Genomic DNA, 15,214 nt, shown 5'->3' with positions numbered 1-15,214 from the left:
AATTGCGATAAATTTGATAATCTAAAATATTCATAAATCTAAATCTCCTCTGAGTTTTAAATACATTTATATTTATTTTGATAAACTAATTTAATTTTGTGGAAATTTATATTAGGAAATAATTTGTTTGACCAACACAAATATAGAAATGAGCTTCTAAAAAAATATCTTCTTATAGGATTTGTAACTTCTGTATTATTATCACCACTATATTACCAAATAGGTATAGACTACTTAGCAATTACATTAAATGTTTTTTCAGTACTAATGGTATATATATTTATTAATACTAAGAAAACTAATAAATATATATATAATTCAAGATTTTTTATGATTATTATTAGTTTTTTATTTATTATTGGATTTGTAGATGGAAATCAAGAGATTAATAATATGTTTTTTATCTTACTTTATCCCATCGCGTCATTTTCTATACGAGGTCCTAAAGAAGGGATACTATGGTCTATAGTGTTACTTAGTATCTTAATATCAATATTTACACTTTTTTCATTTCCTTATAATAAATATTCATTTTTATTTTTTTGTGTAGCTTATTTGATGGTATCTTATCTTCTTTATTTTTATAGGTATTATGAAATCATGAGGTTTAAGAGTATAAATGAAGAGTTGGAAAATATTGTTAAAGAGCGAACTAAAGAACTTGAAATATCAAATAAAAAACTTGAAAAGCTAGCCTCTACAGATGGCTTAACTAAGCTTCTCAACCGTACAAAACTCAATGATTCTTTAGAGACTGAAATTAAAAGAGCAAGTAGATTTAAACATATTTTTGGAGTGATTATATTAGATATTGATTATTTTAAATCTACTAATGATACACATGGGCATAATGTAGGAGATAAAGTACTTGAAGAGTTTGCAAGCATACTAAAAACAAAAACAAGAGTAACTGATATAGTTGGACGTTGGGGTGGAGAAGAGTTTGTGATTATTTGTCCCCAAACAAATATAGAAGGTATAAAAAAACTTGCGGAAGAACTAAGATATGCAATTGAAAGTAATAGTTTTTCTATCATAGGTCAAAAAACAGCAAGTTTTGGTATCACTCTTTATTGTGAAGGTGACACGATAAAAAGTCTAATATCAAGGGCAGATAAGGCTTTATATAAAGCTAAAGAAGAGGGGAGAAATAAAGTAGTAGTGTTATAATATTTTCTTTCTCCCATGAACACCTGACGGTCTTCGCCCTTTACTTTCTTTTGTTGAAAAGAAAGTAACAAAGAAAGCAACTGCCGAGTTGATGAAGGCAAAGCTTCCTAAAATTTCAGTCTTTTTTTTCTGCGTTGCGGAACTCCTAAATAATGACCATTTAGGTCATTATTTACTCAAACAGTCCTCACTGTTCCCCGAAAAAAAAGCCTAAAATTTTAGCTTCATCAAAGGCAGAAAAAAATCCCTACAGTTCAAACTATCATTTGTAAATTTAAATAAGTAAAAATTTGGAATCTAAACAAATCAAAAATGCAAATGTCCTTATCCCACCTTTTATCTCCAACATTTGCAAAAGCCGAGCGTTTCTTTTTCTCTTTTCTAAACAAGATTGGCAACTGTTTAAGTGTTTAAAAGTTCCTAAACGGAAGTTTTAATAAACGAGTTTTGCCAAGCAGAAAAGATAAAAATAATAAGTGAGGGAACCCAAAGGGCTTTGAAACTCTGTTGGTGGTTTTGTTTACTTTGTCCACACAAAGCAAAAGAAGCGGAGACCTTTAGGTGTTTATGAGAATAAAATAAATTAATATCTTGTTGATAATTTCATTATTTAAGACTCATTTGCTTTGCATAAGGATTCGTTTTTTATTAAATTCATAAGTTTTAAAAAAGATAATTGATATGATTTATTACCATCTTTTAATAGATCTCTAACTTCATCTATGTAATCAAAAAGTATATGGCGCCATTGAAATGAACTATAATTGAGAGCATCTTGTAATATCATTGATGAACTAATAATACTATTATGAACTACAGATATATCAGATTGAGATTCTGGATAAGATTCTAATTTAGTTATTGTATGAAAGTCCTGAAGACCGTCATCTGACATAGGATGAACATGAGTTGATGCAGGATCATAACCGTAATTATACAGAAACATCATACCCATTTCTTTTGCTACATTTTCAGCTTTAGGTCTTCCCCATTGAGGTTTTTCTTTTTCAAGTTTTTTAATTCGATTCTTTTGTTCTATACTTAATTCATATATCTCGCCAACAACATTATGTTTGAATTTATTATCACTTTTAAGTTTATTATGTGATTTATATTTTTCAAAAAATGACCAATCATCAAATTCTGTAAATTTATCTTTTTCCCCAATATCATGTAAGTGAAACATTCTATCTATCATTGAACGATATATAATCCATGCACTTTGAAAGTCATTCATATCCCATAATGTGAGAATACTTTTCAAAGAGATTGATGAACGAGCTATAAAATTACGGATGATTATATTTTTTGTATTACAATTATGTTTTGCAAAGCAATATAAAATTATTCCACTTATGGCATATAAACTATCTACAACTTCTTTATATGTTTCTATTGTTTGGTAAGTTTTTGATTCCATATATCTACCCTAATTATTAATTAATAAATATTTTATATAAAATACTCTTAAAATCATAATGTAATACTCTTTCATACACCCCTAACTCTAACTATGCTAAAATCTCACAATGAATAATAAACACAAAATCCTAAAAGATATTTTCGGACATGAACACTTTCGAAGCTTCCAAGAAGAAGTAGTTGATAGCATCATCAATAAACAAGATGTATTGACCATCTTACCAACTGGTGGTGGTAAATCACTTTGTTATCAACTTCCAACTCTACTTATGACTGGAACGACAGTCGTAATCTCTCCACTTATCGCACTTATGCAAGACCAGATAAAAGCACTCAATGACTTAGATATAAAAGCTGAAATGATAAGTTCATCACAATCAAATGATGAAAATAGCTTTACTATGCAAAAGCTTTTAAAAGGTGAGTTGAAGTTTATCTATGTGGCACCTGAGAGGTTTACTTCTAATGAGTTTGTGGGAGTGTTACAACGAATCAATATCAACTATTTTGTTATCGATGAAGCTCACTGTGTATCTGCTTGGGGTCATGAATTTAGGGCTGAGTATAGAAACCTTGATAGACTAAAAAGACTTTTTCCAAGTACACCTATAGCTGCATTTACTGCAACCGCTACTAAAAAAGTGGAAGCAGATATTGCTTCAAATCTAAACTTACAAAATGCTAGACACTTTAGAGCAAAAACATATAGGGATAATCTTGATATAAAAGTTGAACCACGAATTTCAAATGGCAAAAAACAGATATTAAATTTTCTTAAATCACATAAAGGCTTATGTGGAATAATCTATACATTTACTCGAAAAGAAGCAGAATCAACAGCTCAGTTTTTATGTGAAAATGGCTACAACTCAAAGGCTTATCATGCGGGATTAAATCCTAGTGTTAAAGATGAGGTTTATGATGCTTTTGTTTATGAGAAGATTGATATAGTCGTGGCAACTATTGCTTTTGGTATGGGGATTGATAAATCAAATATACGATTTGTCATACATACAAGCTTGCCTAAAACACTTGAGAACTATTACCAAGAGATAGGTCGGGCAGGGCGAGATGGTGATATGTCTTATGTATATTTACTTTATTCAAAATCTGATGAGGTAAAAAGAAAAATACAAATAGAAGATGCCATAGATACAGGATATAAGCAAACAGGACTTGATAAACTAGAAGCTATGTATCGATATTGTGTTTCTAATAACTGTCGTCATAAAATCATCGCAAACTATTTTGAAGATGAGATTGATGATTGTAAAACCTTGTGTGATAATTGTACCAAAGGTGAGGTGGAACTTGTAGATGTAAGTGTAGATGCTCAAAAGTTTTTGAGTGCTATTTATAGAAGTGGACAAAGATTTGGAGCAAATCATATCATAGATATATTAAGGGGTTCAAAAAATCAAAAGCTATTAGAGTTTGCACATGATAAGCTTAGTGTTTATGGCTTGGGAGTTGATAAAAGTAAAAATGAGTGGGTAGCTATTGCTGATAAACTCATAGACCTAAAAGCTATAGACTTAGGTGAGTTTAGAGCCTTGAAAATAACAAATCTTGGAATGCAAATATTAAAAGGTGAAGAAAAACTTCTAATAGATAGCGATAAGCTAGGTCTTGCAAAAAAAGTTGAAGAAAAAGTTACAGAACTTAGTTTTGATGAAGAATTATATGAGAAATTTAGAGTCTTACGAAGAGAGATTGCCTTGGAGCATGAAGTGCCAGCTTATGTGATATTTGGTGATAAGACTTTAAAAGAATTAGTTTCAAAACTTCCTATTACAAAAGAAGAGATGCTAGACATCAATGGAGTAGGGCTTGTAAAGTATGAAAAATATGGAGAGACTTTTTTATCCTTATGTAAAAGCATAAAAGAAGAGTTTAGTGAAAAGTTGGAAAACAAAACTCCCCTAAAAAAACTTACAAAAACTTATCTTGAGACTTTTGATTTAATCCAAGATGAAAAAACAGTAGAAGAGATAGCACAAATGAGAGATTTGAGTTTGAGTTCTGTTTTGTCCCATGTCTCAGTCTTAAGTGAACATGAAAAAATATCAAAAGAGAAAAAAGAAGAGCTTTTAAAACCCCTTGAAATCCCAGATGAGATTAATCAATGGATTGAAGAAGGTCTAAAGTATGAAACTCTAAAAGAGCTAAGACAATACTTATATCTATATGACTATATGAAAAAACAGAGTAATTAATACTTTTTATTAAAAAGTAGAATCGTATTTATGAAAAGAATAAATACTTCTAGATTTTGGAACAAATACTTTAGCTAGGAATTTTCTTAAGTGAGCGAACATTTTAAATCCTTTTTTTGTTATGATATAGTTAATACATTTTTCGTTCCATAGCTTTTAAAACAAAAATTCTCATGATTAAATATGAATCTGCTAGAATACAATATTAAAAAAATATAAGGAATATCATTGAAACAATATCTAGATTTACTACAACATATTTTAGACAATGGTGTTAAAAAAGAGGACAGAACAGGCACAGGTACAACATCTGTATTTGGATATCAGATGAGATTTGACTTAAGCGAAGGTTTTCCACTTGTAACTACTAAAAAAACACATCTAAAAGCTATCATTTCTGAGCTATTATGGTTTATCGAAGGTAGCACAGATGAGCGAAGATTGGCTGAGATTAACTTCGGTGATGTTGCTGCTAATTTAGTAGGTAAAAAGACAGTCTGGACTGCAAATGCAGATGCCCAAGGAAAAGCCTTAGGATATACAAATACAGATACGATAAAAGAGTTAGGACCTGTATATGGAGCTCAATGGAGGTCTTGGAAGGGTAGTGATGGAAAAGCTATTGATCAATTATCTGATTTGATAAATCAAATTAAAACAAATCCTGATTCTAGAAGATTAATTTTATCTGCTTGGAATGTAGGGGAAATAGAAAAGATGGCACTACCTCCTTGTCATACATTTTTTCAGTTTTATGTGGCAAATGGAAAATTATCTTGTCAACTATATCAAAGAAGTGCAGATGTATTTTTAGGAGTTCCTTTTAACATAGCTTCGTATGCACTACTTACTATGATGATGGCTCAAGTTTGTGATTTAGAACTAGGTGATTTTGTACATACTTTTGGAGATGCACACATCTACTCAAATCATATAGAGCAAGTAAACTTACAACTAACAAGAACACCTTTTTCTAAGCCAACAATGAAAATAAATCCAAGTGTAAAAGATATCAATGATTTCAAAATGGAAGACTTTGTATTAGAAAATTATGAGTGTCACGAAGGAATAAAAGCAGTAATGGCTGTATAGTCAAAAGGCAACTCGTTGCCTTCTTTAGAATTTTCTCAAAGAGAGTGACGAGCACAAGCTACTTTTAAAAGGAATTTACTTCCTTTGCTAAAAAGTAGATATATAATATATGGTCCCTTTTTATTGGGAGCCAATTAAAAGGAATACAGTATGATAGTATCAATGATTGTAGCATATGGAAATAACTGGGAGATAGGTCTGAATAATCAGATGTTATGGCATATCTCTGAGGATTTTAAGAACTTCAAAAATATAACTTCTGGACACCATCTTTTGATGGGTAGAAAAACCTTTGAATCAATAGGTAAGCCCCTTCCAAATAGAACTTCAATAGTATTATCAAAGAGTGGATTTGAGCATGAGGGTGTTTATACTTTTGAGGATATTCAAGAGGCTTTAAATTTTGCTAGAGAAAAAGGTGAAGAAGAACTTTTTATAATAGGTGGGTCTACTATATATAAAACACTTTTTCCATATGTAGATAAAATGTATCTAAGTGAAGTTGATTTTTCAGGTGTTGCAGATGCTTTGTTAGAACCAATAGATTTTTCTACTTGGGATTTAGCTCAAGAAAAAGACTATGATGCAATAATAGAAGATGGAGATGTTAAAAGTCCAGCTTGGAAGTTTAAAGTTTGGGTTAAAAAAGATTGATTTGAATCATTGGAAAGAAGATAGAACTACTTTATAATAAATTTTTAGATTAAGACTTTGGAGTTGTTTTGAATAAAATTTATGGTAGTTTAATATTCTTTTTTTACTTTGTAAAATATCCCATCGTGATATATTTATTAGTCTCTTACTTTTATTTAAATTTTCCTCAAAATATAATAATGCATATTTTGGGAGCAATCTCAGCCATACTTATACTAAAAGATTGGTTTTTATTATATATAAAACCTAAAAACTCTTCAGGAACAGAAAAATGATATATCTTTCAATCAAATTAATACATATTTTTTCAGTATTTATATATGGAGGTTTTTTATTTACGGATAATCTATTTTTATCTAAAATAAAAAAAGACCTAAGTGAAAAAGAGCACTCAAAAGTGCGAGAATACTTTATGCAATATGTTAGAAAAGTAGTTCCCAAAGCTTTACTAGTAGCAGTTGCTTCAGGAATTTATCTCTTTTATGTAAATTTTGGTGCTATTGGGGAAGATGGTTTGAGTAACTTTCAAATACTACTTGGTATAAAAGCTATACTTGGACTTTGGCTTGGTATTAGAGGTATTTTACAAGTATTTTTTTCAATACAGCCTTTAGTTTTTAAAAGTCACATTTTCCCTTTTATTTTAGTGGTAATTATTATATTTCTATCACAAATTATGTTTTCAGTTTAATCATCTTCTGCCAGCCATTTAGGATTGAATATCTTAGATGATTGGGGATAGTGTCTGTGAGAGGGGATGTTGTTTACTACAACTGCAATTATTAAAAGAATAAATGCCCCTGAAGCTACAGGATATAAAATATATAAAAATCCTAAATCATGTATTTGATTACTACCAATTACAGCGATAAGTGCAGTAGCTCCTCCTGGAGGATGAAGGGTTAGGGTTAATTGCATGATTAAAATAGATGTTGCAACAGCAAATGCAGAAGAAAATAGTATATGATCATGGAACAATTTAAAAGATATAACTCCCACAAGAGCTGATAAAATATGTCCGCCTACTAGGTTTCTAGGTTGTGCTAAGGGAGAGTTAACTGCTCCATAAACTAATACTGCACTTGCTCCAAATGAGCCAATAACAAGGGTTAAGTCGTTGTCATTTAAAATATCCATATGAAAAAATGAGATGGCTAATATTCCAAGAAATGAACCTATCCATGACCAGAGTATATTAGCTCTTTCAATAGGCTCAGTATTTACTTTTTTAAACTGTTTAAAAAACTTTTTCATATATAAATCACTTTTTTTTGATAAATTTATAGTATCAAAAAGCCTAAATAAACAGTATGATTTAAATCAATTAGAGTTTTGTTCTTCTCTTATGTTTGTAATAGTTTTTCCGCCAATAGCATAGTTATCAGTTGAAACCTCTTCTATAAGAACAACAGCACTAGATGCTCCTCTTCCAAAGATATCAGAGAAAAGTTCAGTAATACCTTTGGCTAACTTTTCTTTTTGCTCTTTTGTAGCTCCTCCATCTTCATGGGTCATTTTTATATTAATATATGGCATTTTAATCCTTTACTATTTTTAGAAATTTTGAAATAAGTAGTAAAACTACTCCAGATGAAACTATAAAAGCTGTAAGATATAAGGTATAATCATAGTTTCCAAACTTCTCTATTAAAGCAACACTATAAAGTGGTGCTAAAACTTGTCCTATACCATAAGAAGTAGTAAGTGCCCCCATAAGTATAACTGGATTTGAACCTGCAAGCTTCCCTCCCAAACTCATAAATAGTGCCACAAGACCTATGAAAGTACCACCATATAAAATACCAGATAATAAATTTAAGTAGATATTATTTGTAAGTGCAGAGATAAGTATACCTACTACTTGAAGTGACATGGCTATGATGATTATATTTACACTTCCATATTTATGTGCCAAGTTCATCCAGATAATACAAGAGGGAATCCCAGCAAGTCCTACAAGTGTCCAAGTAAGGTTTCCATAACCTTCTAAGCCTTCAAGGGAGTTAATAATATCAGGTATAAAAGTTGACTGGACAACCATCCCAACACCTTCACAAAAATATGCTATAATAAGAAGTATTACAAAGGGTGAAAATAGTTTTATATCAAAGTGGTGTTTGACTACTGTTGTATTTACTTTTTTGCCAAAAGATAAAATATACATAGGATAAAAGGATACAAAAAAAGCAAAAATAGTTAAAACAATCCAAGCATCACTCCATGTTCCCTCAAAATAGAAAACTAATCTGGCTATCAAATCTGTAACTAAAATAGAAAAACCAATACCAGAAAAATGTATTCCCATGGCTTTTGTTTTGTTATCAATTTTGAGTTTGCTCATTACTATTGCAGAACCAACGATTAAAGCCATAGCTGCCCCAAAACCTGCAACAACTCTTGAAACTAGCCACAAGGTTTCATTTTGTGTAGTTCCTAAAACTAAAGTTGTCAAAATAGATAGAATTATACCTAGTCTGAAAAACTTTACTTTGCTATATATATCTTTTATAAACACACTAAAAATAGACCCAGCAAGATATCCCACATAATTAACAGAGGCTAAAATACCTGCAAAACTAACACTTAAATAATCTTCAAGCATAGGAGGAAGAAGAGAGGTGAAAACAAACCTAGCAACTCCTACTCCAATAATAAGTGCAAGAATTCCAGCTAATATAATAGAGGCATTTGAATCTTTATCTAGTAAGTTTATATTTTTCAAAGTTAATCCAATTGTTTTTTTGACATAATATCACTATAAATGATACTATGTCAAATATCTAATCATGATTAGTGATATAAGGAATAGCGATATGGATTCTAACTTATTAAGAATATTTGTAGAAGTTTCAAAACAAAATAGTATATCAAAAGCAGCAAGCTCTTTAAAGTTTGCTCAATCAAATGTAACCTCAAGAATAAAACAACTTGAAAAGTCTTTAGGCTACAAACTTTTCCACAGGGTGCCCAAGGGTGTTGTTTTGACAAATGAAGGGGAGAGACTTTTCCCTCATGCTGTGGAGATAGTAAAAAAAGTAGAATTGGCAAGTTTAGATATGAAAAATATGCTTGTACAAGATCAGTTAAAAGTAGCCTCAACAGAGTCAAATGCTGTTACAAGAATAGTGGACTTTTTGCTAAAACTTCATAAAGACTACTCAAATATGCAGTTAGAACTTATAACAAATACTACAAAAGATATAACAAAGATGCTTTTAGATTATCAAGTTGATATTGCTTTTATAAGTGGAATACCAAAACATGATGAACTTTTAGTTTTAAATAAAGTTGATGAAAAACTAGTTGTAGTTGAACCTAAAGATAGCTTTACACCAGAGGTATTTTTGAGCTTTAAGAAGGGCTGTGCATACAATGAATTTGGGCAAAACTATTTACTAGAAACTACAGGTATTGAACACAAAAAATTAGAGTTTGGAAGTTATGAAACTATACTTGGCTGTGTAAAAGCTGGAATGGGAAAATCAATACTACCTCTTAGCATTGTAAAAAGGCTAAGATATGAAGATGAACTTAAAATTACTGCTTTGCCAAAAGAGATAGCAAACATGCCCACTTGTTTGGTATGTAGAAAAGATTATATTCCTAAGATTGCTGATTATTTAAAAAGTGTAAAGTTATAAAAATATGCAAAATGCATATTTTTATAAGACATTTAGTTGGTGAGCTAAATCATCTGCTATTCTTTTATAGTTTCTTATATCTAAAAGTCTATGTTGTCCATTATCCCCTATAAGAGCTACTTCATCTTTAGAAAGTTTGATTATCTCTTCAAGTTTTGTTTTAATAGAATCTTTATCAAAGTCACAAAGCCAAGCTGTTTTATTATCTTCAAAAATAGATAGATTATTATCATTTTTTGACATTAGACAAGGAACAGCTGAAGCATAATAATCCATAATCTTAACAGGAGTAGAAGTATTAAATAGCTGGATATCAGGAAGAATAGATAAGCCAATATCAGCTTTTGCAATAAGAGCTAATAACTCCTCTTTAGTTGTTGCATTGTATAGTTCTATGTTTTCTCTTAAGGTAGAATATTTAGCCAGTAAATTTTGGGCATATTCTGGGTCTTTTGTAGAAATCATAATTTTAAAGCTACCACTTGAAAGTTGAGAAAAGGCATCTAAAACTGTTTCAAACTCTCTTAACTTATCTAAAGTTCCTGCATAGAAAAATCTTTTTTCTTCACCTTCATGTTGAATATTATGATGTAGTACCTCTGGGTCAATTGCTGATGGAATAATAAAGGTTCTTGTTTTTACATCTTTTAAATACTTGTCTCTCATTTTTCTAGTTGTTGGAAGAAAAATATCACAATCATTTATTAAAGAGGTCTCTTGATGAAGTTGGATTTTGTTTGATATTATATCAAAATAGCTTTTTTTATTGTTTGCTTCATCCATTTGGAGTTTGGCAATTCTTTTTGGAAAAGATAATCTAAATGCCACTTTAAAACCATAGATATTTTTTCTTTTGATTACTTCTTTTAAAATCTTAGTGTCATTTCTAACTGCAACATATGCATAATCTTTTAGGTTGATTCCATTGTTTTCTAAAACCTCTAAAACATTTAGCTTATCTGCTAGAGGAATAATGATTTTATTATTATCCTTTTTTTCAAGAGTTCCTTTAAATTTAGAGAAGTATATGATATCTATATCATAGTGTTTTGTTAAATATTTTTCAAATAAAGGGCCAATAAAACTATTATCGCTATACTCATTTTGGTCAGTTATATATAAAAACTTCTGCATAAATAACTCCTTTTTTATTTTTGAGTATACTTTTTTTGTATAGCATTAAAAAAGCATTTTGAAATATGCAAGGTTTTTACTCTTTGTTTAATCAAGGTTTTATAAAAAATAGTTGAAAATAAGAAAAAAGGTTTTGAATTGGAATATACTACTCAACGAATGGTAATGTACCCACACTTAAGTTCAGCAGGAATCTTAAGTGGAGGAATGGCTCTGTCTTGGATAGATGCGGATGCTACAGTTTTTGCTGCAAATTTGCTTGATACTAGTAGAATCGCTACTGCAAAGGTATCTGAAGTTGTTTTTAACAGTGCTGCAAATATTGGTGATATTCTTATTACGGGACTAGAGTTAGTACGTGTTGGTAAAACTTCAATAACTGTAAAATGTGAACTTAGAAACAAAACTACAAACAAAGTAATAGTTCAAGTTGAAGAGGTAGTTTTAGTGACAATTGATTTTAATAAAAAACCAACTCCACATAAACTTTATAAACAAAGCACAGCTCAATAGCTGTGCTTATACTACAAACATCAATTTAGCCAATATCACAATAGCAATTGATAGAATAAGTGCGTATAGATGAAATCTTTGCATAAAAGCTACAGGTTCTTTTTTTGTAAGCTTACAATACATAGTATAGATAACTCCCAGAACAATTAAAAGTACAAGTAACAGTTTAAGCAAAAGTATCCACTGTAAAGATGTATTGAATACTCCCAATTCTCTATTGATATATCTTGTAAACATATATCCACCACTTGCAATTAGTATTAAAACTATTGGAGGGTATATTTTAAGACCACGACTTACTATTGCATTTATAGTATTTGTGTATGTCTCTTCACCTAATTTATTTTTTATAACAGGGAAGATTACAACATCTGCAAAAATAAAACCAATGAATATGATTGCACATAATAAATGTATGATTTGAACTAATGTATATTCCATAATATTACCTTGAGTTAATTTATGATAATTGTAATCAATATTAAGGTATTTATCATTGATTGTGGTCAAGTTATTTGAGGTTTTTTATTATTGTTTTAAACTAAGGCCTACTTTGTTTTTTTCTAAATCTATTGATATGATTTTTATCTTTTTTAGTTGCTGGTTTATACTTAGTACTTCACTTGGATGTGAGACTCTTTTTTTGCTCATTTGTGAGATGTGTATCATTCCATCATTTTTAAGCCCAATATCTACAAAAGCCCCAAAATCAGTTATGTTTCGTACGATCCCTGAGACGAAGAATCCCTCTTTTAGGTCTTCGATTGTTTTTATATCTTCTGAAAACTCTATTTCATCAAATTCACTTCTTACATCAAAGCCGGGTTTTTGTAGCTCATTTATAATATCTTCTAAAAGAAGTTTTGAGCTGTTTAGCTCTTTTGCTATATTTTCTATTTCATTTTCTTGTATATCTTCTACTTTGTACTTTTTTTGTAAAGTGTTTACAAGTGTATAGTTTTCTGGATGGATTGCTGTGTTATCCAAAATAGAAGTTCCATCTTTTATTCGTAAAAATCCCACACCTTGTTCATATGCCTTTGAGCCTATTCCTTTTACATCTAGAAGTTCTTTTTTTGATTTAAATTTTTTGATTTTTTCTTTGTGAACTATGATATTTTTTGCCATAGTTTCACTAAAACCTGAGACAAAAGAGAGAAGTTTGTATGAAGCAGAGTTTATATCAACTCCTACTTTATTTACTAAGTCAATGGTTACATTTTCTAATTTTGAAGCCAAATTTTTTTGATTTACATCGTGTTGATACTGTCCAATTCCTAGTGATTTTGGGTCAATTTTTACTAAGGCTGCCATTGGGTCTCGAAGGCGACTTGCTATAGAAATAGCGCCTCTAATTGTAACATCAAGTTGGGGATACTCTTCATTGGCTATTTTAGAAGCAGAATAAACACTTGCTCCTATTTCACTTACAACTGCAAACTTCACATCTAAAGAGTTTTGTTTTATAAAGTTTGATACAAAAGAGGCAGTTTCATTTGAAGCTGTTCCATTTCCTATGGCTATTGAGTTTACTTTATATTTTTTAATCAAAGCCAATAATGTTTTAGCAGAGTTTATAAAATCCTCTTTTGGTTTGGTTGGATATATAACTGCACTATCTAAAAAGAGTCCATCATCACTTATAACTGCTACTTTACAACCCGTTCTAAAGCCAGGGTCTAGTCCTAAAATAGTTTGATTTATAAGTGGAGGAGTTAGAAGTAGCTCTTTTAGATTTTTGCCAAATAGATTTATGGCTTCATATGAAGCTTTTTCTTTTAGTATTGTTATGGCTTCTCTTTTTAAACTTGGAAGAAGTAGTCTTTTAAGTCCATCTTTATACGCTTCATATACAAGCTCACTTGAAGAGTTTGCCCAAGTTGGGATTTTATATTTTTTTATATTTTCACAAATAAAATCTTCATCAACTTCTATTTTAAAAGTTAACTCTTTTTCATTTGTAGCTCTGTTTATGGCTAAAAATCTATAAGATTTTATATATTTTATCTTTTCATTTACATTTGCAAGGTTTTTATAAAGACCGTTTTCATTGAATGTTTTTGTGGGTTTTGTTTGGAGTGTTCCATGATTTAGAATATTGTTTCTGACTACTTCTTTTGATTTAAAATCATCTGCATATCTTTGGGCAATAATATCACTTGCACCTTTTAGTGCCTCTTCTTTTGATGTAACTTCTTTATTTAAAAAAGAGTTTGCTTTATCTTCACACTCTTTTTTAGAGTGTTTTAAACACTGTATGAAGTTTGCTAAGGGCTCTAAGCCATTTTGTATGGCAATTGTAGTTCTTGATGATTTCTTGTCTTTAAAGGGTGTGTAAATATCTTCTAGGGCTTGAAGTGTTGTGGCAAAATTTATATTTGATTTGATTTTATCATCTAAGAAGTTTTTTTCTTGTAGGAGATTTAAAATCTCCTCTTTTCTTTTTAAAAGTTTTAGGGAATAGTTATAAATCTCTTCAAATACTCTTAGCTCTTCATCACTTGCATTTGAAGTTTGCTCTTTTCTATATCTTGCAATAAAGGGAATAGTACAACCTTCATCAAGAAGCTGTAAGATGTTTTTGATAACACTTTTAGAAAAAGAGGTTTTCTCTTCTAAAAGTGTAAGAAGATTATCCAAGAAGTACTTCTTCTACATCACTTCTTGTGTTTTTTAGAGGTTTGTTACTGCTAGCTCTTGTTGTATAAACAAAAGAGATTTTTGCTTTGTCTGTTATGTTTTTACCTGCATGGTGCAAAGTTTTACAATGAAACAAAACTATATCACCTCTTTTTAGGTTTGTGTGAACTCTATTTTTGATTATCTCTATATTTTTAGGGTGTTCATCTAAAAAGTTTGATTTTTCGTCAAATTGCTCTTTTTCTAAAGATAGTTTATGACTTCCTGGAATAAATTCTAAAAGACCATTTTCTATAAATTCATCGTCAAGACTAAGCCAAATAGAGATTAAATCATTGTTTTCAAAGTGCCAATATCTTCTATCTTGGTGCCATGAAGTCCTCGAAGAATCTTTTGGCATCTTTGTCATGATAGAGTTATGATGAGCCAAAGTTAAAACTACCTCTTCATTAAATAGCTGTTTTAGCATAGGAAGTATCTCTTCATAAGTCATCCACTCTTTAAATATCTCTTCTCTTTGATAAACTTGTCTTAGACGTCTTACTGTATTTGTCTCATCATTAGCTTCAAGATATTGGGCTTCCGTTTCTAGGGGAGTTATTTTTCTATCAAGATGATATTGTGCTTTTTCTAGGATTTTTTCACATAAATCATGGGGTGCAAAATCTTTGATAAGTAAAAAACCATCTTGATTAAATTGTTTAATCTGTTCTTGTGATAATTTCATTTAAT

At 30.1% G+C, this 15,214-nt stretch carries 15 protein-coding genes; 7 read left to right on the top strand and 8 right to left on the bottom strand.

Annotated elements, in window-relative coordinates; genetic code table 11:
- The first annotated feature begins 123 nt into the window (after nt 1–123).
- Nucleotides 124–1,170 (top strand): GGDEF domain-containing protein, encoded by a 1,047-nt coding sequence (locus ACNI28_RS04495; RefSeq protein WP_419765897.1) that lies wholly within the window; start codon nt 124–126, stop codon nt 1,168–1,170.
- A gap of 610 nt (nt 1,171–1,780) precedes the next feature.
- Here the strand turns inward: ACNI28_RS04495 and ACNI28_RS04490 are convergent.
- Nucleotides 1,781–2,590, bottom strand: a complete 810-nt coding sequence (locus tag ACNI28_RS04490) for a DUF5677 domain-containing protein (protein ID WP_419765895.1) — start codon at nt 2,588–2,590, stop codon at nt 1,781–1,783.
- A 109-nt stretch (nt 2,591–2,699) separates the two neighbouring features.
- Here ACNI28_RS04490 and recQ point away from each other — a divergent pair, with 109 nt between their 5' ends.
- The 4 genes from recQ (at nt 2,700) to ACNI28_RS04470 (ending at nt 7,245) form a co-directional block, all read left to right on the top strand.
- Entirely contained in the window at nt 2,700–4,808 is a 2,109-nt protein-coding gene (recQ, locus tag ACNI28_RS04485) for a DNA helicase RecQ (RefSeq protein ID WP_419765893.1), read from the top strand.
- 228 nt (nt 4,809–5,036) lie between these two features.
- Nucleotides 5,037–5,900, top strand: coding sequence for a thymidylate synthase (locus ACNI28_RS04480; protein ID WP_419765891.1), 864 nt, complete (start codon nt 5,037–5,039; stop codon nt 5,898–5,900).
- A gap of 150 nt (nt 5,901–6,050) precedes the next feature.
- Nucleotides 6,051–6,554, top strand: coding sequence for a dihydrofolate reductase (locus ACNI28_RS04475; protein WP_419765889.1), 504 nt, complete (start codon nt 6,051–6,053; stop codon nt 6,552–6,554).
- Nucleotides 6,555–6,825: 271 nt separating this feature from the next.
- Nucleotides 6,826–7,245: a hypothetical protein gene (locus tag ACNI28_RS04470; RefSeq protein ID WP_419765888.1), complete on the top strand. Its 420-nt coding sequence runs from the start codon at nt 6,826–6,828 to the stop codon at nt 7,243–7,245.
- On the opposite strand, the gene ACNI28_RS04465 is transcribed toward ACNI28_RS04470, so the two are convergent.
- From ACNI28_RS04465 to ACNI28_RS04455, 3 genes are all read right to left on the bottom strand, one after another.
- Nucleotides 7,242–7,808 carry an HPP family protein gene (locus ACNI28_RS04465; RefSeq protein ID WP_419765886.1) on the bottom strand — a complete coding sequence of 189 codons (567 nt, stop codon included), beginning with the start codon at nt 7,806–7,808 and terminating at the stop codon, nt 7,242–7,244. The genes ACNI28_RS04470 and ACNI28_RS04465 overlap by 4 nt on opposite strands.
- A gap of 66 nt (nt 7,809–7,874) precedes the next feature.
- Nucleotides 7,875–8,090 carry a tautomerase family protein gene (locus ACNI28_RS04460; protein ID WP_419765884.1) on the bottom strand — a complete coding sequence of 72 codons (216 nt, stop codon included), beginning with the start codon at nt 8,088–8,090 and terminating at the stop codon, nt 7,875–7,877.
- Between the two features lies 1 nt (nt 8,091).
- The gene (locus ACNI28_RS04455; protein WP_419765882.1) at nt 8,092–9,276 is read right to left on the bottom strand and encodes a YbfB/YjiJ family MFS transporter; all 1,185 of its coding nucleotides are present in this window, start codon (nt 9,274–9,276) and stop codon (nt 8,092–8,094) included.
- Nucleotides 9,277–9,367: 91 nt separating this feature from the next.
- On the opposite strand from ACNI28_RS04455, the gene ACNI28_RS04450 reads away from it, so the two are divergent.
- Nucleotides 9,368–10,195: a LysR family transcriptional regulator gene (locus ACNI28_RS04450; RefSeq protein WP_419765880.1), complete on the top strand. Its 828-nt coding sequence runs from the start codon at nt 9,368–9,370 to the stop codon at nt 10,193–10,195.
- A 21-nt stretch (nt 10,196–10,216) separates the two neighbouring features.
- Here the strand turns inward: ACNI28_RS04450 and ACNI28_RS04445 are convergent, their stop codons facing one another.
- The gene (locus ACNI28_RS04445; protein WP_419765878.1) at nt 10,217–11,329 is read right to left on the bottom strand and encodes a glycosyltransferase; all 1,113 of its coding nucleotides are present in this window, start codon (nt 11,327–11,329) and stop codon (nt 10,217–10,219) included.
- A 138-nt stretch (nt 11,330–11,467) separates the two neighbouring features.
- Here ACNI28_RS04445 and ACNI28_RS04440 point away from each other — a divergent pair, with 138 nt between their 5' ends.
- A complete protein-coding gene (locus ACNI28_RS04440; protein ID WP_419765876.1) occupies nt 11,468–11,842 on the top strand; it encodes an acyl-CoA thioesterase in 375 nt (124 codons plus the stop codon).
- Nucleotides 11,843–11,848: 6 nt separating this feature from the next.
- Here the strand turns inward: ACNI28_RS04440 and ACNI28_RS04435 are convergent, their stop codons facing one another.
- From ACNI28_RS04435 to ACNI28_RS04425, 3 genes are all read right to left on the bottom strand, one after another.
- Complete coding sequence (locus ACNI28_RS04435; RefSeq protein WP_419765874.1) at nt 11,849–12,283, bottom strand: hypothetical protein; 435 nt, start codon at nt 12,281–12,283, stop codon at nt 11,849–11,851.
- An 87-nt stretch (nt 12,284–12,370) separates the two neighbouring features.
- Nucleotides 12,371–14,482 (bottom strand): Tex-like N-terminal domain-containing protein, encoded by a 2,112-nt coding sequence (locus ACNI28_RS04430; protein WP_419765872.1) that lies wholly within the window; start codon nt 14,480–14,482, stop codon nt 12,371–12,373.
- Nucleotides 14,475–15,209, bottom strand: coding sequence for a phytanoyl-CoA dioxygenase family protein (locus ACNI28_RS04425; protein ID WP_419765870.1), 735 nt, complete (start codon nt 15,207–15,209; stop codon nt 14,475–14,477). The genes ACNI28_RS04430 and ACNI28_RS04425 overlap by 8 nt, the downstream gene beginning before the upstream one ends.
- Nucleotides 15,210–15,214 lie beyond the last annotated feature (5 nt).

Source organism: Arcobacter denitrificans (SeqCode) (genome assembly GCF_048571185.1).
Taxonomy (GTDB): Bacteria; Campylobacterota; Campylobacteria; order Campylobacterales; family Arcobacteraceae; genus Arcobacter; species Arcobacter denitrificans.
The sequence above is the reverse complement of the archived record's forward strand: the minus strand, read 5'-3'. Positions and strand labels throughout refer to the sequence as shown.

What these genes read in the sequence shown, in the direction of transcription:
- ACNI28_RS04490 (WP_419765895.1), bottom strand. Translation starts at nt 2,590, where the DNA reads ATGGAATCAAAAACTTACCAAACAATAGAAACATATAAAGAAGTTGTA.
- recQ (WP_419765893.1), top strand. Translation starts at nt 2,700, where the DNA reads ATGAATAATAAACACAAAATCCTAAAAGATATTTTCGGACATGAACAC.
- ACNI28_RS04475 (WP_419765889.1), top strand. Translation starts at nt 6,051, where the DNA reads ATGATAGTATCAATGATTGTAGCATATGGAAATAACTGGGAGATAGGT.
- ACNI28_RS04470 (WP_419765888.1), top strand. Translation starts at nt 6,826, where the DNA reads ATGATATATCTTTCAATCAAATTAATACATATTTTTTCAGTATTTATA.
- ACNI28_RS04465 (WP_419765886.1), bottom strand. Translation starts at nt 7,808, where the DNA reads ATGAAAAAGTTTTTTAAACAGTTTAAAAAAGTAAATACTGAGCCTATT.
- ACNI28_RS04460 (WP_419765884.1), bottom strand. Translation starts at nt 8,090, where the DNA reads ATGCCATATATTAATATAAAAATGACCCATGAAGATGGAGGAGCTACA.
- ACNI28_RS04450 (WP_419765880.1), top strand. Translation starts at nt 9,368, where the DNA reads ATGGATTCTAACTTATTAAGAATATTTGTAGAAGTTTCAAAACAAAAT.
- ACNI28_RS04445 (WP_419765878.1), bottom strand. Translation starts at nt 11,329, where the DNA reads ATGCAGAAGTTTTTATATATAACTGACCAAAATGAGTATAGCGATAAT.
- ACNI28_RS04435 (WP_419765874.1), bottom strand. Translation starts at nt 12,283, where the DNA reads ATGGAATATACATTAGTTCAAATCATACATTTATTATGTGCAATCATA.
- ACNI28_RS04425 (WP_419765870.1), bottom strand. Translation starts at nt 15,209, where the DNA reads ATGAAATTATCACAAGAACAGATTAAACAATTTAATCAAGATGGTTTT.